Origin of the sequence: Aureibaculum luteum (assembly GCF_003449015.1) — a bacterium.
Taxonomy (GTDB): Bacteria; Bacteroidota; Bacteroidia; order Flavobacteriales; family Flavobacteriaceae; genus Aureibaculum; species Aureibaculum luteum.
In genome coordinates, this window is the sequence record NZ_QRGD01000013.1 from 65,377 (window position 1) to 89,874 (window position 24,498).

Here is a 24,498-nt window from a genome sequence, read left to right on the forward strand (position 1 = left end):
ATATCAATAACAATTTAAAAGTTTATTATGATGAAAAAAATAGCAATAAACGGAATGGGGAGAATCGGTAGAGCTGCCCTAAAAGTAATTTTAGATACACCAACCTTAGAATTGGTCGCAGTAAATGATATAGTATCTATTGATAATATAGCCTACTTAATTAAGTATGATTCTGTGTATGGTATTTATGAGCATGAGGTAACTCATGATGATATCAACCTTTATGTAAATGGTAAAAAAATTCAATTTAATTCTGTTCGTAATCCTGAAGAGTTACCATGGGCAGCCAATAAGATTGATGTTGTAATTGAAAGCACAGGCTTTTTTACAAGCAGCGATGATGCCAAAAAGCACATTAAAGCAGGAGCGAAATCTGTTATTATTTCTGCACCTACAAAAAGTGAAGATATTCCCACAGTTGTGCATGGTGTAAATAGTGCGGATGGTAAGACAAATATATTTTCATGTGCAAGTTGTACCACCAATAATATTAGTCCTGTAGTAGAGGTGTTAGGTAGGAGAATTGGTATCAAAAAAGCTATAATGACCACTGTACATGCTTATACGGCTTCACAAGGGATCGTTGATGCACCATCAAAAAAGAACTTTAGAATGGGGCGTGCAGGAGCGGCAAATATAGTACCTACAACTACAGGTGCAGCTATTGCAACTACAAAAGCATTACCAGAATTGAAAGGTAAGTTTGATGGCGTAGCACTTCGTGTTCCAATTCCTGTTGGTTCTATATCTGACCTTACATTTGTAACTGAAAGACCAGTAACAATTGAAGAGGTAAATTCCATTTTTGAAGAAGAAGCAAAATCAGAAAGATACAAGAACATATTATCGACAACTACAGAACCACTAGTGTCTTCAGATATTGTTAAAAACCCACATGCCTCAACAGTTGATTTGAGTATGACCAGGGTAGTTGATGGTGACTTATTAAAAGTAATGACATGGTATGATAATGAATGGGGTTTTACAAATCAAATGATTCGTCAAATTTTATTGGAAGGATAATTACTAATCATGAATAAAAAACTGAAAATAGATATTGTTTCTGATGTTGCCTTAAAAGCAAGAGATACGGGTGATTTTAACATCGCTTTTCAAATGCCATTTTAACCAACGATAGATGATTTTCAAAAAACGAAGTCAGCTATGGAAATGATCTCAATTCCGGTTTGGAAGTCAAAATCAAACAAAAAAAGAGGAATTCATATTTAAGAGATATTAGAGATAATAATGAAGAAGTTCCTGCTAACGAAGTAGTAGCAGCAAGGAATAAAGATTACACTATTTTCCCTATAACAGTTTCATTTGTTGGTGATATGTAACCAGTTATGAATGAAACTATTGCTTATATAAAAGGGTTGAAAAAGGAAAATATTGATATGAAATTTTAAATTATATAAAGGTGCATATCATTATTTTTATGACTATGCACCTGATAATCATATATCTAAAAAAGTTGTAAAATTCTCTTACCATTCGTTTTAGGAATTTTATGATACATATTTAAATAAAAAAAATGAAAGAAAAATTAAAAATAGATATTGTTTCTGACGTTGTTTGTCCGTGGTGTACCATTGGCTACAAACGTTTAGAAAAAGCCATTGCAGAACTAGGTGTTGAAGATCAAGTAGCCATTGAATGGCACCCTTTTGAATTGAATCCGGATATGCCTGCTGAAGGTCAGAATGTAGATGAACATATTACAGAAAAATATGGTTCTACGAAAGAGCAACAAATAGCATCGAAACAAAATATGACCGACGTTGGTGCAGCACTTGGATTTAAATTCGATTATTTTGATGATATGCGAATGGTCAATACTTTTGATGCCCATGTTTTATTAGATTATGCAAAAGACTTTAAGAAGCAAACGGAATTAAAAATGCGTTTGACAACTGCGTTTTTTAGTGAGCGAAAAGATGTATCTAAAAGAGAAGTTTTAAAACAAGCGTTATTAGATGTTGGTTTAAATGCAGTAGAGGGATTAGCTAGATTAGATAATGACGAAGCTCGTTACAATGTGAAAAGTAAAGAAGGGTATTGGAAAAATTTAGGGATAAACTCTGTTCCAACAATTGTATTTGATAGAAAAAGTGCAGTAACGGGTGCACAGCCCATAGAAACTTTTAAACAAGTACTTTCGGAACTAATTAGTAAAAAATAGGAAGTTATTTAGAAAAAAAATAACAATTTAAAAAAGGAATAGGATAACTACCTTTTACCTGTTTTTACCAATTGATTTACCACGCTAGTTATTTAGGTAATTTATTAAGAAAACCTTTTTTGGCTAGTTTAAGAATGTAATACCCCTATCTATTTGCGGATTCTAATAGAAAGGGGTTGAGTTTATGCTAATCATATAAATTACTGTCTTAATTTTAAGGATAGTGTAATTATTTTTTATCTAAATTATCTAATTCAGAAATAGTATAAAATTATAGACACTTTGATGTCATTCGCTACTTCAAAATCTAAAAAATAGTTATATTTGCCGCTTATTGGTTTTACACTTTTATCTTAAGAAATAAAAGAAAAATTAAATGGGAATTCTGTTAAAATCAGAAGCTGTTCCCGCAACTGTACGCTCAGTCTTGATGTATTTCAAGATGCTTATTGTAATGCTACTTACCACTGCTTTTTTCGCGGGAAGGTTCACAATAAGACGCAAGCCAGGAGACCTGCCAATTGAAAACAATTAAAACAAATTACCTGTTCGGGATAAGCAGAAATTATGAGATACAACATCGTAATCATTATTTTTTTATTTACTATTCCTTGCTTTTCGCAAGTGACTAGTACTGTCTTGGATACAGTTTTTCTTTCTGCTGATAAATTAGAAGACAAATCTGTTGGTCAACCTATTATAAAAATAAGTAAAGCACTTTTAAAAAATTATCGTCCACAACTAACAGAGGTGTTACAATTTGAAACACCTATTTATTTTAAAGAAAATGGTTTTGGTATGGTTTCTTCAGCCTCTTTTAGAGGTACAACCGCTCAACAAACCGCTGTAGTGTGGAATGGTATTAATATAAACTCTCCTTTTTTAGGACAAACAGATTTTAATCTAATCAATACTCAAAATATTTCAGAAGTGTTGGTGCGTCCTGGTGGTGGTAGTTCGCAATTTGGAACAGGAGCTATTGGAGGTGTGGTTTATCTGAATAATAATTTAGATATTGATACCGAAAACACACATGAAATATATACTTCTTATGGTAGCTTTAATACCAAAAATTTAAGTACAAATCACAGTATATCGGGTGCGAAAACCAATCTGCAAATCGGGCTTAGTTATTTAGATTCTGATAATGATTATGAATACATAGATTCAGACCAAAGGAATGAAAATGGCCAATTTTATAACATCAATGCATCTCTAAACGCTGCTTATAAGCCCAATGCAAAAAACTCCTTTTCAATTTATTCTAATTGGTTTACAGGTGAAAGACATTTATCAATTATAGAAACAACACAAACTCGGAATAAATATAGCGATGAACACATACGTGTATTGGGAAAATACCAATATAATTCTGGTAAAAATCAGTCTACGGTAAAACTGGCTTTAATTAATGAAAAGTATCGGTTTTATCCAGATTTGGATACTAGCGAAGGATCAAATAATGGTAATGGGTGGACGTACATTGCCAATTACAATTATCAATTGCAATTAAAAAAGTTATTATTTAATGTAGGTGGAGAATATAATTTAGCAACGGCAACGGGTACAAACTATGATAATGTACAACGAAATACAGGAAGTGCAAATGTGTATTTAAAACACAAGTTAGCGAAGAACTTTACCTATCAGGCAACGTTAAGAGGGGAGTTGAATGAAGATTATGATAGTCCGTTATTATTTTCAGTGGGTACGAGTTGGCATCCATTTGTTGAATATACCTTAAAAACATCTATTTCTAAAAATTATAGAATTCCCACTTTTAATGATCTGTATTGGCCGGGAGCTGAAAATCCTGATTTAAAAGCAGAATCATCTTTACAATATGAACTTTCTAATGAAATTCATTTGCGGAATTTAAAATTTACGCTAACGGGGTATTATAATGATATTAAGGATTTAATACGTTGGTTGCCTTATTCTGGTGATTTATGGAGGCCTGTAAATACAAATAAGGTGCAGTCTTATGGAATTGAAACCAATTTGCAATATGGAATTTCCTTAGGTGACCATCAATTTAAAATCAATACGTTGTATAGCTATACCGTATCTAAAAATAAAGAAACAGATTATCAACTCATATATGTACCCTATCATAAAGCAACTTTAGGAGTATCCTACAAAATAGCAGATTTTTCTGCACGGCTAAACACTATATATACCGGAGAGGTTTTTACCTATTCTAACAACAATCCAGACACTGTGCTAAATGATTTTTTATTGACCAACTTATCAATGAATTATGCATTTACAAAAAATAGAAACTGGATTGTTGGTGGCGGCGTTAATAACCTTTTTAATACCAATTATGAAACCAAGGCCTATAGACCTATGCCTGGTACAAACTATCATATTAATTTAACTTTAAAACTATAAAAACAATGATTAGAAAATTTATTAAATTCAGTACATTAAGTTTAGCAGTCCTATTAGGATTTACTTCGTGTGATGATTCTGACGATCCAGAGCCATTACCAAAAGGTGATTTTGAAAATGGTTATATTGTAAGTAACGAAGGTAATTTTGGATCTCCAAATTCATCAATAACATTTATTGATAGTGACTTTTTACAAGAAACGAATACTGTATTTTCAAGTATAAATGGAGGTAACTTGGGTGATATATTGCAATCAATAGCTTTTGATGACGATTATGCTTTTTTAGTAGTTAATAATAGTAATAAAATTGAAGTAGTAAACAGATATACTTTTAATAGTGTTAAAACCATAACCGATAGTATTGAATTACCTAGATATGCAGTGGTAGAAAACGATAAATTGTTTGTAACCAATAGTGGTAAACAATCGGTTGAGGTTTTTGATGCCAATAGCTTTGAATATATTACTCAAATAGCTCTTAATAAAACGGTAGAAGAAATTAAAGAAGATAATGGCAAATTGTATGTTATGAATGCTGCTTGGGGTTACGGAAATGAAATCACAGTAATTGATGCTAGCACCAATGCTGTAATAGATTCAGTAACTGTTGGAGATGGTTTAAATTCAATGGAGATTGAAGATGGTATATTATATGCATTACACAGTACAGGTATTACAAAAGTAAATACCAGTACGAATGATGTTATAGGTGAAATAGCTTTTGAAGATGGACTTTCAAGTGTGAGTAAATTGGAAGTAGAAGATGACTATATCTATTTTATATCAGGTTCTAAAATCTTTAAATATGCTACAGATGTAACGTCAATGGCCAATACGGAATTATTAGACACACAGGTAAATGACGCTTCATGGTTTATTGGATATGGCTTTAATGTTGTTAATGATAAATTGTTTTATACGGATGTAAAAGGATTTACTGAAAATTCTGAAGTAAAAGTTTATGACCTTGATGGAACTCTTATAACTAGCTTTTCTGCTGGTATTGGTGCAAACGGTGTCTATGATAACGATTAATTATAGATAAGTTACTCTTAAAAAATTTAAAAAACTGCTTAATAAAATTAAGCAGTTTTTTTTTGGTTTACAAATACCATCATAATTGCATATTACGAGGTGATATATTTGCTAAGAATATTTTAGTTAAATTTATATGCTTAACCAAACACCATCACCATGCAAAACCAACGCAGAAAATTTATTAAAGATGCTGCCTTAGGTATGGCTGCATTAAGTATACCCTCTTATGGAACTGCTTTTTCAAGTCAACTTTTCAATTCTCAAGAAACCTTACGTATAGGCGTAATCGGCTGTAATGGTATGGGGTGGTCTAACACCGTTTCTATACTAAAAAATAAAGGCGTTCATTTAATTGGTATTTGTGATATAGATAATAATGTAATCAACAGACGTGTTGAAGAAATCCGTAAAAAGGATAGTAAGGCTGCTAAAAAGATTAAAACCTATGGTGATTATAGAAAATTACTAGCAAATAAAGATATTGATGCAGTAATTATTGGTACACCAGACCATTGGCATTGTAAAATGATGGTGGATGCTTGTGCAGCTGGTAAACAAGTTTATGTAGAAAAGCCTATTTCCAATACCATTGAAGAATGTAACCTTATGGTTGCAGCTGCAGAAAAATATAATACGATAGTGCAAGTAGGGCAGTGGCAACGTAGTGGTCCTCATTATAAAGAAGCTATTGATATTGTAAGATCAGGTAAATTAGGTAACATACGGCTAGTTAAAGTATGGGCTTATCAAGGTTGGATGAAACCTGTACAACCACAACCAGATCAAGAAGCACCAGAGGGTGTAGATTATCCATTTTGGTTAGGCCCTGCACCTAAAAGGGCGTTCAATCCAAATCGTTTTCATTTTAATTTTAGATGGTTTTGGGATTATGCCGGAGGTTTAATGACTGATTGGGGGGTGCATGAAATTGATATTGCTTTATACGCCATGGGAGCAACAGCTCCAAAATCAATAATGGCTAGTGGTGGTAAATTAGCTTATCCTGATGATGCCTCTGAAACACCAGATACCTTACAAACCATTTTTGAATACGATAATTTTAATATGCTTTGGGAGCACGCCACGGGAATAGATTCAGGTCCATACGGTAGAACAGAAGGAATTGCTTTTATAGGTAATAATGCTACGTTAGTAGTTAACCGAGGAGGTTATGAGGTAATTGTTGAAGATTCAGCGAAAGATTCGATGGAAGAGATACTGCCAAAGTCACGACCCAAAGATGTCAATTATTTGGATTTACATACACAGAATTTTGTTGAAGCCGTTAGATCTAAAAATTCTAAAATCTTAAATACGCCAATAAAATCGGGTAGTATTGCTGCCATTAATGCACAAATGGGCAATATAGCCTATAAGACTGGCGAAAAGTTGTTTTGGGATGCTGATGCTAATATGTTCAAAAACAATGCTAAAGCCAATGCGTTACTAAAAGCATCGTATCATAATGGATGGGAAAAGCCAGAAATATAGATTTTTAATGCTTTATACCAGCAAATCCAATAGGTGCATCTTTAAAAAATATTTTACCATAGTCAAATTCAGGTCTTACAGGAAAATCTAAATAATAAGTAATTTTTGAACTACTCAATTTCATTTTATCTAAAGACTGGATAGAAGGCGATTCTTTACGCTTCTTTTTTATTCCTAGGGTATTTGTTTTATAGGTTTTGGCTTCAAAATTTTCATAGCCTTCTATGGGGTATTTTTCAAAATCTTCATAATTACGATTGTCGGCTTTTGATTTTAAATAGATCTTTCTATCTGCTCTGTAATAATAAATGGCTACAGGTCTAATTCTCCATTTTTTCTCTTCATCAGTCATTGAAAATAAGTTGAAATCAAATTCTTCTGCTTTTCGGTCTAACCGTTCAATATTTACTTGAATACTAAGTGTTTGTAGTACTTTTTCCTCATAACGATAGGGTTGTGACCACAGTTTTTTATTGAGGATAGATTTACCAATAGAAACGTTGTAATTTTCTTTCGGTATACTGTCTTGTTGAGCAAAAAGGGTACTCATAGGTAGTGTAAAAGCCACTAATAGTAGTAACGTAAATATAGATTTCTTTAATAGCATAACAGGGTATGTTTATATGATTTTTCAATAGCTATATCATAAAACGTACCAATTAAAGGATAATTGTATGCATTGGGAGGAAATGTATACGAATATAGAATAAAAAAATGCCATCATAACCGAGACAGCATTACCTTCATTTTATGTATGCATAGCATGCCAATCCATAAAACGAAACTATTATTTTTAGGAACAAAAGTACAGTCCCAGAGTTCTTAAAGTTCAGAAAGGGGACGGTATTTACTATTTTTAAGCGGTTCTCTCCATAAGAGCCATATAGAATCCGTCAAAACCAGATTTTGCCGGTGAAACTTTCTTCTCTTTAACTAAATGGAAATTATCATGTGTTTTTAGAAATGCCTGTACCTGCTTTTCATTTTCAGAAGGCAAGATAGAACAGGTAGCATACACCATTTTTCCACCAATCTTTAAAAATTTAGAATAACTTTCTAAGATTTGGGCTTGTGTTTTTTTAATGTTTTCTATGAATTCAGGTTGCAATTTCCATTTGGCATCTGGGTTTCTTCTCAAAACACCCAATCCGCTACATGGTGAATCGATAAGCACACGGTCTGCCTGATTGTATAGTTTTTTAATTACTTTGGTAGAATCTATAGTGCGAGGTTCAATATTATGAGCTCCTGCTCGTTTCGCTCTACGTTTTAATTCTTTCAGTTTATTTCCGTAAATGTCAAGTGCAATTATTTGCCCTTTGTTTTCCATTAATGCGGCTAAATGCAATGCTTTTCCTCCAGCTCCAGCACAAGCATCAATGACACGCATACCTGGTTGTACATCTAAATAGGCAGCCACCAATTGTGACGAAGCATCTTGTACTTCAAAAAATCCTTGTTTAAAGATATCTGTTCTAAATACATTTTTGCGTTCCATCAGTTTTAAGGCATCAGGGTATCCTTCAACAAATTCAGAGCATATTTCTTCTTCAAGTAAAGCTTTATGCAGAATTTTTTTAGTGGTTTTCAAGGTGTTGGTTCTCAATATCACACTTGCTTGTTGGTTTAAAGCTTCAATTTCTTTATCCCATTGCTTGCCTAATTCTTTAACCCCCATTTCATCTAACCAATCTGGAATAGATTCGCGAATAGCACGGTTACTTTGAAACTCATCAAATTTTCCTTTTAAACGACGTACAGGTGTACCTTCAAATTGTTTCCAATCTGGTAAAGAAATTCCTTTTAACGTAGCCCAAACCGTAAATATTTTCCATAAGTTTTCTTGTGAAAAATGATTTTTTGTTCCTGCAATTTCGTTGTAGAGTCTTTTCCAACGCACACAATCATAAATTGTTTCGGCAATAAAAGCTCTGTCACGGGCTCCCCAACGGGTATCTCTTTTTAAAGTCTTTTCTACAACTTTATCGGCATATAAACCATCATTATAAATATAATTAAGTGAATCTATAACGGCTAGTACTAAATTTCTATGTAAACGCATTTGCTATTGTGTAATCGTTGAATTTTCTATTCGTGTAACTATGAATTCAAAAACAATAATTTTATTTTTGAATTAATGTGCAAATGTAACTAATAATACTGTCAGTGCAAGCGAAGTAGAGCACTAAAACTTTTCAAACACTCCCAATCCAAATAAGGCAAAATCGTATTTAACTGGATCGTTTGGATCCAATTCACGTAAATTGTAGTCTAGTTCAGCCAACGCCTTGGCGTCATTTTGCTTTCGGGTAAGTAAACCTAATTTTCTGGCTACATTACCAGAGTGAACATCTAAAGGGCAAGATAGCGTTGAAGGGGCAATGGTCTCCCAGATTCCAAAATCTACACCCGCAGTATCTTTTCTGGCCATCCATCGTAAAAACATATTGATTCTTTTGGCGGCAGAACCTTTTAATGGGTCTGATATGTGTTTTTGAGTTCTTGGTAAATGGTCCAATTCAAAAAACACTTTTTTTAAATTGTGAATGGCATTTTGGGTCGAGTTATTTTCAATATGTTGTGAAAATACAGCTTCTAAGCCTCCGTGATTTTTATAAATATGTTGTAATGCCTGGATAAAATAAGCAAAATCATTTCCGTTAAACGTTCTGTGTACAAAATTTTCTAATGATTTTAATTCACTAGGTTTATGATTGATGATAAAATCATGTGGACTATTATCCAACAATTCCATCATTTTATTGGCATTATTGATGATCATTTTTCGGTTTCCCCAAGCGATAGTTGCCGTTAAAAAACCTGAAATTTCAATGTCTTCTTTGAGCTGAAAACGATGTGGAATTAGAATAGGGTCAGACTCAATAAACTTCGGGTTATTGTATTCAATAACCTTAACATCTAAAAACTCTTTTAGCTCAGCTTTTTTCATACCCATTGACGTACTATTTTACAAAAATTAGAGAAATTATTTCTTTATTGTTTTACGCGTAAAATGTTAAAAATATAAACTACAATAATTCAAGCAAAGGTCAATTATCAATTGACTAAATTTAGTACCCAATCTCCTGGTTCAGTTATTTTAAATTCAAAAAGGGCTTCATGTCTCATTGTGTTTAATTTGTTCATTGTACTATAAGATACCCTAATGGTGACTGGAAAGTCGATAAATTCATAGCCTGTAGAATTTCCTAATCTAGTTTCAGTTCCACTTGAAGTATTAATAGTTAGATTTTCAAGGGTTTTATTTGGAAGTCCATTTTGTAAGAAATTAATGAGTACTCGGTCTTTTCCATCTCCTATTTTTCTAAAAGTATACCTATCAATTTGTTCTTTAATAATCACCTTAGGTTTTTTAGGTTTTGCCCCCAAATAGATATCATTTTCCCAGAGACCATCCATAATACTATCACGGTCAATTCCTTTTATTGTTAATTTTCCTTCTCCAAATCGTTTTCCTTCTTGAAAATCTCCAGTATAACTGTCGCCATTGGCCCAAGTATAGGTTCCTTTACCACTAGGCCATCCTTTAACAAATTTCCCTTTATATGTATCTTCTCCTATTGCGGTTCCCTTACCATGGGCAAAGCCTTTTTTGCATTTTCCAGTGTAAATACTATCAATTTTTAGAACGAGTACCTTGCAATCTTGAGCATTAACAAATTGAGAGAAACCATAGAATAGTATAAAAAATAAAAGGGATAAAAGATGTTTCATGAGATTTTTCTTAATATTTATAAGTCTTGAATAATGCGACACTCAGTGCTAAATAAGCAAAAGAATGAAGTGATTAAATTTTTTCTATTTTTTTTGATATATTATAGTGAATGATGATTAGTTAAGCTCTACCTAAAACCTTGAATAATCCATCACTATATTAGATTTTAAATTTAAACCCAAAGTTAACATTTTAGATACTATTCGCATCATTTTTCGGTTCCCCATAGCGATAGTTGCGGTTAAAAAATTTAAAATCAATAACCTTCACCTCTAAAAATTCTTTTAGCTCCGCTTTTTTCATATCCATCTTCGTACTTTTTCACAATACTGCGTGTACCCATCACCAAATAGTTTTGTCAATGCCTCTTCTTCAGGTTTAATTTGATAATTGGTGAGATACCAACCATAGATAAACAAAATAATGATATTATAGTAATTTCCAAATCCGAAAAACAATGCCGTTTGTATGATCAGCAACCCTAAATACATTGGGTTTCTAGTATACTGGTAGAGATCAGACGTTACCAGCTTTGATGCTTTTGAAGGGTCTAAGGGATTAATAGTTGTATGAGCTTTTCTAAAAGATAATACAGCAAGTAAACCAATGAAGGCTCCAAAAGCAAATAATAGGATCACAACAACATTTTGCAATGCAAATGAAAAATTTTTACCTGTTAACTTTGTAATGATAAACATGGCAATCGCAAAAAATAAAAATTGAATTGCTGGCGGAATTTTAAGTTTCATCTAACTATAATTTGAATATCTATTTGATTTAATGTTGTAAGAAGTACCTCTTTGGTTATTTTAAATTATCCTGGTAAAAAGATCCGTTTAAGCTCCTTACCATGAAGACGTACCAGTTCACTTTCAATATATTTAATAATTTCAGGACAACCACGATCAAAGTCTTCGCTAACAATTTTCTTTGTTTTACCATTTAAACTGAACGTAACCGTTAGCATACTGGTACAAGATTCATCAGGGGTATACTTATCTTTTAAATCCCAAATATCAGCAGCTATTATTTTTTGAACCAATACATCTCTATCTGCTTTAGAAATATGCTTTTCAGATTTGGTGTAATACTCTTGATGCTCTACAGAATCCATTTCCTTTTGCGGATGGAAAGTAATGGTGGTGTCTTTTAAAACAAAAGTGTCATAGTGAAATGCACCGCGTTCTACTGTTAGCTCTATAGTAGAAAAATCAGTGTTATTATTTTCGTTGCTATCGTTTACTTTAGGTTTTTGACAAGCCACTATACTTGTAAAAAATAAAAACAGGACTATAAGTTTCTGCATTGCGTTGTGAAAAGTGTTCGATTCAAATATAGAAATTCTTATTCGTTAAAACTATCCAAATTACTATCTTCGTTCTCAAAACTAATTTTTGGCAGGAACTAATTTACATACTTCTATAGAATACCTTAAAGGTGTGGGCTCCGCTCGGGCAGATTTGCTGCGTAAGGAATTAGGTATTAGAACCTTGTCTGATTTGTTGCATTTTTTTCCGAACAGATATATGGATCGTACCCAATTTTTTAAGGTAAACGGTTTGCTCCAGAATTCGGCAGAAGTACAGATTGTTGGTAAAATAGTAAACATTAAAACGGTTCAACAAAAAAGAGGAAGTAGACTTGTGGCCACCTTTATTGATGATACGGGCACTATGGAATTGGTTTGGTTTAGAGGTGTAAAGTGGATCAAAGAATCGCTAAAACTAAATACAGCCTATGTCGCTTTTGGAAAAGTAAATCATTTTAATGGTACTTTTAGTATGCCACATCCTGAATTGGAATTGGTCACGGAATATAAAAAGAGTTTACAAACGGCTATGCAGCCGGTATATCCATCTACAGAGTTATTATCTAAAAAAGGAGTCACCAATAGGATTGTCTCTAAAATGATTCAAAATTTGTTTCTCGAATTAGGAAATAGATTTCAAGAAAACCTACCTGCAAGTATTATTGATACCTTGCATTTAATTTCTAAAGGGGAAGCCTTATTTAATATTCATTTTCCGAAGAGTCAACAACTGTTAACGAAAGCCCAACAACGCTTAAAGTTTGAAGAATTATTTTTTATTCAGTTGCAACTGATTCGCAAAAACATGATTCATAAAACCCAAATTAAGGGGTATGTTTTTGATACCATTGGCGATAATTTTAATACGTTTTATAACAATTATTTACCTTTTGAATTGACCAACGCTCAAAAACGAGTGGTTAAAGAATTTAGAAAAGACATGAGTACTGGTGCTCAAATGAACAGGCTTTTACAAGGAGATGTAGGTTCTGGTAAAACGATAGTAGCACTTTTAACCATTTTAATTGCCTTAGATAACGGATTTCAAGCGGCCTTAATAGCCCCAACAGAAATATTAGCAAATCAACATTTTATTGCCATAACAGAATTACTATCTGATATGGATATTCATGTAAAAATCCTGACAGGGTCAACAAAAACAAAAGAACGAAGAATTATTCATGCGGCGTTAGAAGATGGGTCTTTAGATATTTTAATAGGTACACATGCCTTGTTTGAAGATAAAGTACAATTCAAAAAGTTAGGAATTGCGGTTATTGACGAGCAACATCGCTTTGGGGTAGCTCAACGAGCAAAAATGTGGATGAAGAGTCCACCCACAAAATTGCCTGAAGGAAAGCAAGCTGAAATTCATAAAAAGTATGAAACGGCTAACCCTTCTATTTATGCTTTAGTAAAGGAGCTTCAGAAAGAAAAGAAAAAACAAACAGCAGAAGCAGAACAAATGCTTTGGGAAGGTTTAAGAACCCGAAAATTAGATGTCAAGTTTAGAAGGAAACAAAGTGTAGATATGTTCCTTGTTGATTTTATATGTAGCTCTAAAAAATTGATTATTGAAATTGATGTAGCTACTAAAAATAGCCCAGAACAAAAGGACGTCGGTGAAATGAGAAGTCAAATTTTAACTGAATTTGGCTACCATGTGCTCCGTTTTACTACGGAAGAGATTGTGGGCAATAGCGAGAATTTGCTACATCAAATTTCAGCAGCCATGAAAAGCCTCCCAGAGATAGGTGGAGCTCCAATCCCTCCACATATCTTAGTAATGACGGCAACACCTATCCCTAGAACCTTAGCCATGAGTGTCTATGGCGATTTAGATATTTCTGTAATAGATGAGTTACCGCCAGGTAGAAAACAGATCATTACGGCTCATAGATATGATAGCAATAGATTGAGTGTTTTCAAATTTATGAAAGAAGAAATTGCTAAAGGCAGACAGGTTTATGTGGTATATCCATTAATACAAGAATCAAAAAAACTCGATTTTAAAGATTTAATGGACGGTTATGAAAGTATTTCGAGAGAATTTCCGCAACCGAAATATCAAATTAGTATTGTTCACGGCCAAATGAAATCAGCCGATAAAGATTACGAAATGAATCGTTTTATAAACCATGAAACACAAATTATGGTGGCTACAACGGTAATAGAAGTAGGCGTTAATATACCCAATGCCAGTGCCATGGTCATAGAAAGTGCAGAGCGTTTCGGACTTTCTCAATTACATCAATTAAGAGGTAGAGTAGGGCGAGGTGCAGAGCAGAGTTTTTGTATTTTAATGACAAGCTTTAAATTAACGAGCGATGCCAAAACAAGACTAGAAACGATGGTGGCCACCAATGACGGATTTGAAATTGCTGAGGTTGATTTAAAATTACGTGGTCCTGGAGATATGATGGGCACCCAACAAAGTGGGGTTTTAAATTTAAAGATTGCAGATCTTGTTAAAGATGGTGCTATTTTAAAACGAGCAAGAGAAATGGCTTTTGAACTCTTAAAAAAAGACCCGTACTTATTAGATCCAAATCATTTACAATTAAAGAGAACTTATCAAGAAATAACGAAGAATAAAGCGATTTGGGCTAATATAAGTTGAAAAAAGTCCCAAATTGGACATCTAGGACTTTTATAGGGAAAAAAGGAGTTGTTGTAATAAAATTTATTATAACACATCAAAATTATGATTTTCACGGGGTTATCTAATCGTTTTTGAAATTAGTTATGAACTATACTATTAACATTGACCGATTAAGATGATTTTTCTAAATAATCATGACGTTTATCATCTTTTTTCTTAAATTCGTTAACTACTTTTACTGGACTGATTTAAGCTCTTTCTTTTTCATAAACATAGAGGGTTTGAGTCAGTTCAATTTTTTAAATTAAACAATTATGACGATAATTACAGACGGTGGATCTACAAAATGTGACTGGATAGCAATTGATGACAATGGCATCCAATTGTTTGAAAAGGTGAGAACAAAAGGATTAAACCCAGCTATTTTAACTCCTAGTGAGTTAATGGGGAGAATTCAAGAAAGTGATAGGCTAAAACTACACAAAAATGAAGTAGAACATATTTATTTTTATGGAGCGGGTTGTGGCACGGATGCCCCCAATAAAGCCCTAACAGAAGTGTTAGAAAAATTATTTCCAAATGCAGAAGTTGTTGTTGCTGAAGATACCTTGGCAGCCATATATTCTACTATTGACAATAATGAGCCTGCTGTCGTTTGTATTTTAGGTACCGGTTCTAATTGTACGTATTATAATGGAGAAGGTATTGAGCAACGCGTAAAATCATTAGGGTATATGTTAATGGATGATGCCAGTGGTAATTATTACGGAAAGCAGATGATAAGAGATTATTTCTTTAAGGTAATGCCTGAAAGTTTACGAGTAGGTATGGCAGAGCGTTATAATATGGATGAAGATTTTATTAAATATAATCTCTACAAACAACCAAACCCAAATGCGTATTTAGCAGATTTTGCAGAATTTTTATTTTTAAATAAAGATTTAAAATATAGTACAGATTTAATTAAAAGTGGCATTAGAGTATTTACTAAAAGTATGATAATGCAATATAAAGAAGAGATAAAAACAGTACCTGTACATTTTGCGGGTTCTATTGCTTTTTATGCTCAAGACGAAATAAATGAAGTTGGTGCAGAAATGGGTTTCAAAGTTGGTAATTTTGTGAGAAGACCTATTGAAGGATTGGTTTCTTATCATGCTAAGAATATTCATTAAGCCAAAGAGTTAATAGTATCGTAAAGTTAAATATGAGCTCCATATTTATATTATAATTAATTTTGCCACAGTAAAAGTAAAAAATAAATATAAAGATTTATGGAAATCGCTTTAATAGCACATGATGGAAAAAAGGCTGAGATGGTTCAGTTTTTAAATGAACACAGAGATATATTATTAGGTAAAAATATCACTTTTGTTTCTACCGGAACAACGGGAGAGAAAGTGGAAAAAGCGGGATTTAAAGTTCAGAAGTTACTTTCAGGGCCACTAGGAGGCGATGCCCAGATAGCAGCTAGAGTAGCAGAAGGTAAATGTAATATGGTACTCTTTTTTAGAGATCCCTTAGAAAAACATCCGCATGAACCTGATGTATTAATGCTCATGCGTTTGTGTGATGTACATGATGTGCCATTGGCAACTAATCCTGCAACAGCAGATTTATTGATTGGTGCTATTTAACAGCAATCATAGAAATTTCTACATTCACATTTTTCGGTAAGCAAGCTACTTGAACCGTTTCTCTTGCTGGGGCTGTTTCGTCATTAAAATAGGCACCATAAATTTCATTTATTTTAGCAAAATCGTTCATGTCTGCTATAAAAATAGATGTTTTCACTACATTTTCAAAAGTCAACTCGGCTTCAGCCAATACCGCTTTTAAATTCTCCATTACCTGTTTGGTTTCCGATTGAATATCTTCTAAAATCAGATTCCCAGTTGCCGGATCAAAAGCAATTTGACCAGAAGTAAAAAGCATACCATTTACTAAAACAGCTTGGTTGTACGGACCTATTGGTGCTGGTGCTTTTGAAGTTGTAATTATTGTTTTCATCGTTGTTTTATTTTTTATCAATAGTTATGTATTGAAGTCATTAGTGTAATTGTCATTGCGAAGCCATTCGATAAAGTCCATTATTAAATAACTTCTTAAAATGCCCGTGGCAATCTCATTTAGGGTATTTCATCTATCATTTATACTATTTATTCGATAGTTATAGTAGGCCTTATTTAGAATTTTCAACTAACGCTCATAATAGTCTAAGCCTTCAATAACCAAGGTATTGGTAGCTTCTGCATCAATTACAAACTCACCAATATTTTTCAATAAAATATAACGAACCGTTCCTTTTATATTCTTTTTATCATGTTTCATCAATTCTAAAATTGCAGGAACATGTTTTTTTGCAATGGTTGTTTTTCCATAGGTTTTTAGTACATATTGTTTAAGAGAAGCCAGCTCTTCTTCAGGAAAACCATGGAGTTCTTTAGAAATATAAGCTTCAACAACCATCCCAATGGCAATAGCTTCACCATGTAATAAGCGGTCTAAATCTTTATGATCTAAATGATAAGATTCAATAGCATGGCCTACGGTATGTCCGAAGTTTAGCACTTTTCGTAATCCTGTTTCTTTAAAATCTTCTAAAACTACCTTGTTTTTTATTTCTATAGATTGATAGATAATGTTGTTTAAAGCAGCAACCTCTTTCCATTTATCTTGTTTTATAGTCTCTAATAAGTCGGCGTCAAAAGTTAAACCGTATTTGATCACTTCAGCCACACCAGACTTTAATTCCCGTTCAGGTAAAGTCTCTAAAAAGGTACTGTCAATTAAAACCATTTCGGGATTAGAAAACAGCCCTACTAAATTTTTTAAATTGTCTAAATCTACTCCCGTTTTACTTCCAACGGAAGCATCAACCATACTGAGTAGCGTCGTAGGTATATTAATAAATTTAATACCTCGTTTAAAGGTAGACGCTACAAATCCGCCAAGATCTGTTACCATACCGCCGCCAATGTTTATAATTAAACTTTTACGATCGGCTTCTAATTCGGTTAACGCTTTCCAAACTTCTACACAGGTGTTAATATTCTTATTGATTTCACCATCGTTAATGGTAATGGTTTGGATAGTTACAGTACTCGGAATTTTTGTTTTAAACTTTGGTAAACAAAATTTATGCGTGTTTTTATCAGTTAAAATATAAACTTTATCAATCTCATTTTTAGCAATATAAGCATTGAGATTTTGATAAGCATCGTCATTAAAATAAATAGAATAACTGGCAGATGTAATTGGCTTCATAAGTAATAAAAATATTTGCGAATTTATTGAAAATTATACGAACTGGTTTCAACTTTTGGTATTAAAGCGAAAATAAGTCATAATTCTGGGCAATTGCTGCTTTTTTGAAATGGATTGTTGCGAATATGGAAATAAAAATGCCAAAAAAAAGGTGAAAAAGAGTCCGTTTTTACCCTTAAAATAAATTGATTTTATTGAATCAGTAGAACAATCTTCTTGTTATATTTGTTTAAACAAATCAACCGAATGAGTACATTATTTGAAGATACAAAAACGGCATTCACATTAAAATCCGATGCCGAGTTAGAACGAGCTTACTTTTTATTTAAGATGATAAAAAGTGAACCGTTGGTAAGAATTGGTACTGCCATAACCAATTTTGCATTAAAAGCCCATTTACCGGTAGAACAATTGATTAGAGCTTCTGTTTTTGATCATTTTTGTGGTGGTGTAGATGAGAAGGATTGTTTAGATACTATAGAAAAGATGTACGAACACCATGTACATTCGGTATTAGATTATTCCGTAGAGGGTAAAGAAGACGAAGAGCATTTTGAAATGGCTTTAGAAAAGACCCTAAAAAATATAGGTTTTGCAAAAGAGAAGCCTAGTATTCCGTTTGCGGTATTTAAACCTACTGGTTTTGGCAGGTTTAAATTGTATGAAAAGATTACTGCTGGTACTGCCTTAACAGATGCAGAACAAAAAGATTGGAGTAGGGTAGTAGCACGTTTTGAAACGGTTTGTAAGGCTGCCTACGAAAAAGATGTACCCTTATTGATAGATGCCGAAGAAAGTTGGATGCAAGATGCCGCTGACGATTTAATTGAGAGCATGATGGAGAAATACAATACGGAGAAAGCCATTGTTTTTGGTACCCTACAAATGTATAGATGGGATCGATTAGAGTATTTAAAGAACTTACATCAAAGAGCGGAAGCCAAAGGTTATAAGATAGGGATGAAATTAGTGCGAGGAGCTTATATGGAAAAAGAGCGAGAGCGAGCCAAAGAAAAGGGCTATCCGTCTCCTATTTGTGCTGATAAACAAACGACCGACCAAAATTATGATGCCGGTATCGATTATATGTTAACTGGATTAGGCTTGTCTTTATATGCGGGTACACATAACGAATTAAGTACGATGAAGGTGATGGAATTGGCCGCAAAAAAAGGATTAGAAAAAGACAATAAAACCATTTGGTTTGGCCAGTTGTATGGTATGAGCGACCATATTACCTACAATTTAGCAAAAGAAGGGTATAATGTTTCTAAATACATGCCTTATGGAGCGGTAAGAGATGTGATGCCTTATTTAATACGTAGAGCCGAAGAAAATACTTCCGTAGCCGGACAAACCAGTAGAGAATTAAGCTTACTAAAAAAAGAACGTACCCGCCGTAAAAAACAAGGACGTTTATAAGTGACAATTATACTATAAAAATTCACAATTTTTAAAAACCAGATAAAGACAGGCTTTATCTGGTTTTTTATTTTACTAAAATTTAACCGTTGCTTAACGGTTAACAAACGGCTATTGTAAATTGACAAGTTACATTACGACCTGTTCAGTATACAATTTCATGGAATTTCATTAACTTGCATTGATAAAGGGTATAACCACAATACGGTTATACAATTGTTGTAGTAAATTAATCGGAACCTTATCGTGACGGAATTACATTAGTAACAAAACAGAATACAATTCGTCATTAGAATATGAGATCATCACTAATATTCTTTTGTTTTTTATGCTTTAACGGAATTACTTATTCTCAATCTACCGATTCTGAAATTATTGGAAAATGGATTATTAAAGATGTCACATATAACGCCATAATTTCAAACTGTGGACCAAATGCGGAATCAAACTCTGAAATAGAAACCAGATTGAAACAAGATTATATTGGAGCATCAATCCAATTTTTAGAAACTAAAGAATTACTTTATCGAGACAAGAAAAATCGACTTGAGAACGAAAAAAACTCAACACCTTTTATTGGATTATATGATTACAAATGGACAATCGCGAATGAAAATAGAATTGAACTCTTCGAAATATCAAGTAATACTGTGCCTAAAAGAATTATCATTAAATACCAAAATGGAAAAATCTATTTTGACTTTATTGGAATATTGTTTGAATTGGAACAAAAATAACTTACTACAACAAAGTACTGTGGTAAAAAAACAAGTAAAACTTCATTAATTTTCCACTAAAGGACTTTAATAAGAATGATCATATATTACGTACAATTTGGCAAAAGAAGGGTGTAATGTTTCTAAATACATGCCTTATGGAGCGGTAAGAGATGTGATGCCTTATTTAATATATAGGGCTGAAGAAAATACTTCCGAAGCCGGACAAACCAGCAGAGAGTTAAGCTTACTAAAAAAAGAACCGTACCCGCCGAAAAACCAAGGACGTTTGTAATTGACGTTTATACTATAAAAATGTACAATTTTTAAAACCCAAATAAAGCCAAGCTTTATGTGGGTTTTTATGTTACTAAAATTTAGCCGTAGCTTAACGATTAACAAACGGCTAATACTATTTAAACCATGTAAGAAGTCCCATAATAATAATAATATAGGTTGTAGCATTATTATAAAAAATTAATTACATTTATAGAATTAAAGGATGGTGTAGGGATTACATATATTCCATTGTTAGCAGTAATGAAAAAATGGCAATTAGCTCAAAATAGTTTGACAAAAAATAAAATAATAAACATGAAAAAGTACACTTTATTGTTCTTAGCATTATTTGGAATAGTCCTAATTACTCAAGCACAGGAAGACAAATACCTATGGTTAGAAGAAGTTGATGGCCAAAAAGCATTGGAATTTGTAGCGAGTCAAAACAAAGCTACCATTGAAGAACTTAGTACCGAAAAAGACTATCAGTCTATTTACGATAAGAGCTTAGAAATATATAATTCTAATGAAAAAATAGCATATCCATCTATTCAGGGGAATTACGTTTATAATTTCTGGAAAGACGAAAATCATGTGAGAGGTATTTGGAGGAGATCCTTATTAGACAGCTATACAAGTGGAAATCCAGTTTGGGAAACGCTCCTTGATATAGATGAAATTTCAAAAAAAGATGATAAAAAATGGGTCTACAAAGGTAGTAATGGTTTATATCCTGATTACAATCGTTTTTTAGTTCAACTGTCTGAAGGTGGTGGCGATGCGGTGGTTACCAAAGAATTTGATGTAAATAAAAAACAATTTATAGAAAATGGATTTTCAATTGATGAATCTAAAGGTAATGCCAGTTATATAGATGAAAACACCCTGATTGTTTCTTCCGATTTCGGAGAAGGCACTATGACAACATCTGGTTATCCTAGTCAAGTAAAACTATGGAAACGTGGTACGCTGTTAAAAGATGCTCAACTAATTTATAAGGGAGAATCTTCTGATGTAGGTACTTGGGGAGGCGTTATGCGTGATGGTTCACAAGCATATACGATGATTAGTCGGGCACTTACATTCTATACAAGCCACAGCTTCATTTGGGACAATAATAAAGCAATTAAGTTAGACATTCCTGAAGATGCCAGTCCTAGTGCTATTTTAAATAATCAAATGATTATACAATTGAAATCAGATTGGACTGTGAATACCAAAACCTATAAAACCGGAACATTACTAAGTATAAATTTTTCTGAATTATTAAAAGGAAATAAAGAAATTAAACTAATCATAGAGCCAGATGAATTTTCGAGTATTTCTGGGGTTTCAACTACTAAAAACAAATTACTTATAGAACTACTGACCAATGTTACTAGTCAATTACATATCTATTCATTCGATAATGAAAAATGGACTAGTGAAAAAGTAAATGCACCAGATTTTGGAACTATTTCTATAGCAGCAACCGATGACCTCTCAGATCAGTATTTCTTTAACTTTACAAACTTTATAACACCAACTACCTTGTATTCGGCAGATGCAGGTAACAATACTTTTAAAACCTATAAATCATTACCAGCTTTTTTTGATGCGAGTAAATATGAAATAAAACAGCATAAAGCAAAGTCAAAAGATGGTACGATGATTCCTTATTTTATGGTAGCAGCCAAGGGCATGAAAAATGATACCACTAATCCAACACTTGTATATGCTTATGGTGGATTTGAAATTTCCTTAACACCATATTACGCATCAACATATGGAGTGTCATGGTTAGATAAGGGTGGTGTTTTTGTTCTCGCTAATATCCGTGGTGGTGGAGAGTTTGGTCCAAAATGGCATCAAGATGGTAAAAAAGAAAAGCGTCAAAATGTATTCGATGATTTATATGCCGTATCCGAAGATTTGATTTCCAAAAAAGTAAGCTCGCCAAAGCATTTAGGTGTCATGGGTGGAAGTAATGGTGGATTATTAGTGGGAGTTGCTTTTACACAGCGACCTGATTTATACAATGCTGTGGTTTGTCAAGTGCCTTTGTTAGACATGCAACGGTATAATAAACTATTAGCAGGAGCTAGCTGGATGGGCGAGTACGGTAATCCTGATATTCCTGAAGAATGGGAATACATTAAAAAATATTCACCCTATCACAATCTTAAAAAAGGCACGGAGTATCCGGAAGTATACTTTGGCACTTCTACACGTGATGATAGAGTTCATCCTGGTCATGCCCGAAAAATGGTAGCTAAAATGAATGATATGGGTTACAAAACCTTTTATTATGAAAATACAGAAGGAGGCCATGCAGGCTCATCTACTAATGAACAAAGAGCTAAATCAAACGCTTTAACGTTTTCCTATTTGTTGATGAAGTTGAAGTAATGTAAATGTATTGTGACTGTATTAAGACAATAAAGCACTACTGCTAACATTGAATAGGCGGCATTAAAACGTCCGCTTTTACGAAACGTTAGCCTTCATCCCGAGTACTCGAGACAAACCACTAACCAATGATAAAATTTTTTAGACGATTCGTCAAAACTTACTTAAGGAAAATAAAACTGGAAAGTATTTAAAATATGCCATTGGTGAAATAGTACTTGTAGTTATCGGAATTTTGATTGCTCTATCAATAAATAATTGGAATGAAAACAGAAAGAACGCCATAGAAGAAACAAAGATACTTCAAGAACTCAAAAACTCAATATCAACAGACATTAAGCAATTAAATTTAAGATTGGAATGGGGCAAAAGGGATATTCATTATGCGACTTCGTTACTAAATCATGTAGAGAAAAAATTACCTTATAATGATTCGCTTAATAAGCAATTCGTTATTATTTCAATGGCAGGAATAGAAAAAATGTTTTCGCCACAAATTTCCATATATAAAGTTCTTGAGTCGAAAGGAATCGACTTAATATCAAGTGATAAACTAAAAAAACAAGTTTTAGACTTATACAACATAGAATATCCAAAGTTGGATTATGAATATGAAAATTATCGTATTAATATTCATGATTATGGAAGACCAATTGCCAGAACCCAATTCACAATAGAGAATTATGAAGATCCTGTTATGAAGCCTGCTGACTACAATTCCCTTTCATCTAGTATAGAGTTTATTAATACAGTTAAAGTAATTAGAGTAAACAGTTTTGCCATTAATGGAATATTGGAAGGACTAATCAAGAAATGTCAAGAAATCGAAAATATAATCGATAATGAATTAGAAAAATAACGAAAACATAATAACGTATAAAATTCATGGCTAGTTTACTGCCGACTTACGAATCTTAAAGCGACGGGACTAGTGTTCCGAGACTTCGGAATTCTATCTGTGTTTATTTATTTTAGTACTTAAAACACGCAACTAATTCACAACAACGTTGTGCATAATGTTGAAAAACGAAATCCAAATTGAAAAAAATACCGAAAAATATTAAATACATCATAATTGGAATTTCAACTTTGATATTTTTATCTCTTAACTCTATGTTCGGAATTAATTTAATAGTTGATTCAATCAATTTGATTCAAAAAATGACGGGATATCATTTTGGCATATCAACAAATACTTTAGATTATCTGACCTTTGCTTCAATTCCTGTTTTTGGAATGTTATATAACTCAACAAGAGCGGAATTTAAAAAGTCGGAATTATTATTGGATTTACTAACTGTTCTTTTTTGCGTACTAATAATATTCGGAATTGGACTTTATTTTCTTATTTATATTGGAAGAAGTCCAAATCCATTGTTTCCAGAATATTTGCTGATTGAACCATTTGACTTTTATTCAACCATGTTAATTGGAATTGGAATTGCAACACCTTTTCTGGCATTGAAACTGATAAAAAAATAAAACACTATGTAGACACCATGACCTATGAAAAGCACTAATCAAGTACTCCAAAATTAATATTTTCAACATATTTATAAAACGAACATTTTTTGGGATTATGACGTTTTATTTCTAAATTGCTTTCTAGAGTCTAAATAAACGATGAAAAATATTTTATACCTTTTGGTTATATTATTTAATTTTAAACTAT

Annotated in this window: 22 protein-coding genes, 1 pseudogene and 1 riboswitch; of the genes and pseudogenes, 15 read left to right on the forward strand and 8 right to left on the reverse strand. The window is 32.8% G+C overall.

Annotated elements, in window-relative coordinates; translation table 11 throughout:
• The first annotated feature begins 27 nt into the window (after nt 1-27).
• The 6 genes from gap to D3P13_RS20820 all read left to right on the forward strand — a co-directional run bounded on the left by gap (nt 28) and on the right by D3P13_RS20820 (nt 7,107).
• The gene (gene gap / locus D3P13_RS20800; protein ID WP_232829261.1) at nt 28-1,023 is read left to right on the forward strand and encodes a type I glyceraldehyde-3-phosphate dehydrogenase; all 996 of its coding nucleotides are present in this window, start codon (nt 28-30) and stop codon (nt 1,021-1,023) included.
• A 164-nt stretch (nt 1,024-1,187) separates the two neighbouring features.
• Nucleotides 1,188-1,340, forward strand: a complete 153-nt coding sequence (locus D3P13_RS21995; protein ID WP_157972986.1) for a hypothetical protein — start codon at nt 1,188-1,190, stop codon at nt 1,338-1,340.
• A 194-nt stretch (nt 1,341-1,534) separates the two neighbouring features.
• Nucleotides 1,535-2,182, forward strand: coding sequence for a DsbA family oxidoreductase (locus tag D3P13_RS20805; RefSeq protein WP_117885400.1), 648 nt, complete (start codon nt 1,535-1,537; stop codon nt 2,180-2,182).
• A 318-nt stretch (nt 2,183-2,500) separates the two neighbouring features.
• Nucleotides 2,501-2,718, forward strand: a riboswitch (cobalamin riboswitch).
• A gap of 31 nt (nt 2,719-2,749) precedes the next feature.
• Entirely contained in the window at nt 2,750-4,576 is a 1,827-nt protein-coding gene (locus tag D3P13_RS20810; RefSeq protein WP_117885402.1) for a TonB-dependent receptor plug domain-containing protein, read from the forward strand.
• Between the two features lie 5 nt (nt 4,577-4,581).
• Nucleotides 4,582-5,613, forward strand: coding sequence for a YncE family protein (locus D3P13_RS20815; RefSeq protein WP_117885404.1), 1,032 nt, complete (start codon nt 4,582-4,584; stop codon nt 5,611-5,613).
• 159 nt (nt 5,614-5,772) lie between these two features.
• Nucleotides 5,773-7,107: a Gfo/Idh/MocA family protein gene (locus D3P13_RS20820; protein WP_117885406.1), complete on the forward strand. Its 1,335-nt coding sequence runs from the start codon at nt 5,773-5,775 to the stop codon at nt 7,105-7,107.
• A gap of 4 nt (nt 7,108-7,111) precedes the next feature.
• On the opposite strand, the gene D3P13_RS20825 is transcribed toward D3P13_RS20820, so the two are convergent.
• The 6 genes from D3P13_RS20825 to D3P13_RS20850 all read right to left on the reverse strand — a co-directional run bounded on the left by D3P13_RS20825 (nt 7,112) and on the right by D3P13_RS20850 (nt 12,149).
• A complete protein-coding gene (locus D3P13_RS20825) occupies nt 7,112-7,714 on the reverse strand; it encodes a hypothetical protein (protein ID WP_157972987.1) in 603 nt (200 codons plus the stop codon).
• A 249-nt stretch (nt 7,715-7,963) separates the two neighbouring features.
• Nucleotides 7,964-9,169: an RsmB/NOP family class I SAM-dependent RNA methyltransferase gene (locus D3P13_RS20830; RefSeq protein ID WP_117885410.1), complete on the reverse strand. Its 1,206-nt coding sequence runs from the start codon at nt 9,167-9,169 to the stop codon at nt 7,964-7,966.
• 123 nt (nt 9,170-9,292) lie between these two features.
• Nucleotides 9,293-10,057, reverse strand: a complete 765-nt coding sequence (locus D3P13_RS20835; protein ID WP_117885457.1) for a TIGR02757 family protein — start codon at nt 10,055-10,057, stop codon at nt 9,293-9,295.
• Between the two features lie 107 nt (nt 10,058-10,164).
• The gene (locus D3P13_RS20840; RefSeq protein ID WP_117885412.1) at nt 10,165-10,842 is read right to left on the reverse strand and encodes an MORN repeat-containing protein; all 678 of its coding nucleotides are present in this window, start codon (nt 10,840-10,842) and stop codon (nt 10,165-10,167) included.
• 300 nt (nt 10,843-11,142) lie between these two features.
• Nucleotides 11,143-11,592: a methyltransferase family protein gene (locus tag D3P13_RS20845; protein ID WP_117885414.1), complete on the reverse strand. Its 450-nt coding sequence runs from the start codon at nt 11,590-11,592 to the stop codon at nt 11,143-11,145.
• Nucleotides 11,593-11,657: 65 nt separating this feature from the next.
• Nucleotides 11,658-12,149 carry a DUF6438 domain-containing protein gene (locus tag D3P13_RS20850; RefSeq protein ID WP_117885416.1) on the reverse strand — a complete coding sequence of 164 codons (492 nt, stop codon included), beginning with the start codon at nt 12,147-12,149 and terminating at the stop codon, nt 11,658-11,660.
• An 88-nt stretch (nt 12,150-12,237) separates the two neighbouring features.
• Between D3P13_RS20850 and D3P13_RS20855 the strand changes: the two genes are divergently transcribed.
• From D3P13_RS20855 to D3P13_RS20865, 3 genes are all read left to right on the forward strand, one after another.
• Nucleotides 12,238-14,772: a DUF559 domain-containing protein gene (locus D3P13_RS20855; protein WP_117885418.1), complete on the forward strand. Its 2,535-nt coding sequence runs from the start codon at nt 12,238-12,240 to the stop codon at nt 14,770-14,772.
• A gap of 296 nt (nt 14,773-15,068) precedes the next feature.
• Entirely contained in the window at nt 15,069-15,929 is an 861-nt protein-coding gene (locus D3P13_RS20860; RefSeq protein ID WP_117885420.1) for an N-acetylglucosamine kinase, read from the forward strand.
• A 99-nt stretch (nt 15,930-16,028) separates the two neighbouring features.
• A complete protein-coding gene (locus D3P13_RS20865) occupies nt 16,029-16,391 on the forward strand; it encodes a methylglyoxal synthase (RefSeq protein WP_117885422.1) in 363 nt (120 codons plus the stop codon).
• Here the strand turns inward: D3P13_RS20865 and D3P13_RS20870 are convergent.
• A complete protein-coding gene (locus D3P13_RS20870; protein ID WP_117885424.1) occupies nt 16,384-16,764 on the reverse strand; it encodes a RidA family protein in 381 nt (126 codons plus the stop codon). The genes D3P13_RS20865 and D3P13_RS20870 overlap by 8 nt on opposite strands.
• 189 nt (nt 16,765-16,953) lie before the next feature.
• Nucleotides 16,954-18,021 (reverse strand): 3-dehydroquinate synthase, encoded by a 1,068-nt coding sequence (gene aroB, locus D3P13_RS20875; RefSeq protein WP_117885426.1) that lies wholly within the window; start codon nt 18,019-18,021, stop codon nt 16,954-16,956.
• 246 nt (nt 18,022-18,267) lie between these two features.
• Between aroB and D3P13_RS20880 the strand changes: the two genes are divergently transcribed.
• The 6 genes and pseudogenes from D3P13_RS20880 (at nt 18,268) to D3P13_RS20905 (ending at nt 24,308) form a co-directional block, all read left to right on the forward strand.
• Nucleotides 18,268-19,443: a proline dehydrogenase family protein gene (locus D3P13_RS20880; protein ID WP_117885427.1), complete on the forward strand. Its 1,176-nt coding sequence runs from the start codon at nt 18,268-18,270 to the stop codon at nt 19,441-19,443.
• A 296-nt stretch (nt 19,444-19,739) separates the two neighbouring features.
• Nucleotides 19,740-20,180: a hypothetical protein gene (locus D3P13_RS20885; RefSeq protein WP_117885430.1), complete on the forward strand. Its 441-nt coding sequence runs from the start codon at nt 19,740-19,742 to the stop codon at nt 20,178-20,180.
• 82 nt (nt 20,181-20,262) lie between these two features.
• Nucleotides 20,263-20,458, forward strand: a pseudogene (locus D3P13_RS20890) (proline dehydrogenase family protein); the annotation flags it as partial.
• A gap of 295 nt (nt 20,459-20,753) precedes the next feature.
• Nucleotides 20,754-22,826 carry a prolyl oligopeptidase family serine peptidase gene (locus D3P13_RS20895; RefSeq protein ID WP_232829262.1) on the forward strand — a complete coding sequence of 691 codons (2,073 nt, stop codon included), beginning with the start codon at nt 20,754-20,756 and terminating at the stop codon, nt 22,824-22,826.
• A gap of 235 nt (nt 22,827-23,061) precedes the next feature.
• On the forward strand, nt 23,062-23,685 hold the full coding sequence (locus D3P13_RS20900) for a DUF6090 family protein (RefSeq protein ID WP_117885434.1): 624 nt from the start codon (nt 23,062-23,064) through the stop codon (nt 23,683-23,685).
• Between the two features lie 179 nt (nt 23,686-23,864).
• On the forward strand, nt 23,865-24,308 hold the full coding sequence (locus D3P13_RS20905; protein WP_157972988.1) for a hypothetical protein: 444 nt from the start codon (nt 23,865-23,867) through the stop codon (nt 24,306-24,308).
• Nucleotides 24,309-24,498 lie beyond the last annotated feature (190 nt).

Bases quoted from the DNA above. Each gene is read 5' to 3' on its own strand.
- D3P13_RS20820 (WP_117885406.1), top strand. From the start codon at position 5,773: ATGCAAAACCAACGCAGAAAATTTATTAAAGATGCTGCCTTAGGTATG.
- D3P13_RS20805 (WP_117885400.1), top strand. From the start codon at position 1,535: ATGAAAGAAAAATTAAAAATAGATATTGTTTCTGACGTTGTTTGTCCG.
- D3P13_RS20860 (WP_117885420.1), top strand. From the start codon at position 15,069: ATGACGATAATTACAGACGGTGGATCTACAAAATGTGACTGGATAGCA.
- aroB (WP_117885426.1), bottom strand. From the start codon at position 18,021: ATGAAGCCAATTACATCTGCCAGTTATTCTATTTATTTTAATGACGAT.
- D3P13_RS20870 (WP_117885424.1), bottom strand. From the start codon at position 16,764: ATGAAAACAATAATTACAACTTCAAAAGCACCAGCACCAATAGGTCCG.
- D3P13_RS20815 (WP_117885404.1), top strand. From the start codon at position 4,582: ATGATTAGAAAATTTATTAAATTCAGTACATTAAGTTTAGCAGTCCTA.
- D3P13_RS20850 (WP_117885416.1), bottom strand. From the start codon at position 12,149: ATGCAGAAACTTATAGTCCTGTTTTTATTTTTTACAAGTATAGTGGCT.
- D3P13_RS20895 (WP_232829262.1), top strand. From the start codon at position 20,754: ATGAAAAAGTACACTTTATTGTTCTTAGCATTATTTGGAATAGTCCTA.
- D3P13_RS20880 (WP_117885427.1), top strand. From the start codon at position 18,268: ATGAGTACATTATTTGAAGATACAAAAACGGCATTCACATTAAAATCC.
- D3P13_RS20835 (WP_117885457.1), bottom strand. From the start codon at position 10,057: ATGAAAAAAGCTGAGCTAAAAGAGTTTTTAGATGTTAAGGTTATTGAA.
- D3P13_RS20825 (WP_157972987.1), bottom strand. From the start codon at position 7,714: ATGCTATTAAAGAAATCTATATTTACGTTACTACTATTAGTGGCTTTT.
- gap (WP_232829261.1), top strand. From the start codon at position 28: ATGATGAAAAAAATAGCAATAAACGGAATGGGGAGAATCGGTAGAGCT.
- D3P13_RS20845 (WP_117885414.1), bottom strand. From the start codon at position 11,592: ATGAAACTTAAAATTCCGCCAGCAATTCAATTTTTATTTTTTGCGATT.
- D3P13_RS20885 (WP_117885430.1), top strand. From the start codon at position 19,740: ATGAGATCATCACTAATATTCTTTTGTTTTTTATGCTTTAACGGAATT.
- D3P13_RS20840 (WP_117885412.1), bottom strand. From the start codon at position 10,842: ATGAAACATCTTTTATCCCTTTTATTTTTTATACTATTCTATGGTTTC.
- D3P13_RS20810 (WP_117885402.1), top strand. From the start codon at position 2,750: ATGAGATACAACATCGTAATCATTATTTTTTTATTTACTATTCCTTGC.
- D3P13_RS20865 (WP_117885422.1), top strand. From the start codon at position 16,029: ATGGAAATCGCTTTAATAGCACATGATGGAAAAAAGGCTGAGATGGTT.
- D3P13_RS20830 (WP_117885410.1), bottom strand. From the start codon at position 9,169: ATGCGTTTACATAGAAATTTAGTACTAGCCGTTATAGATTCACTTAAT.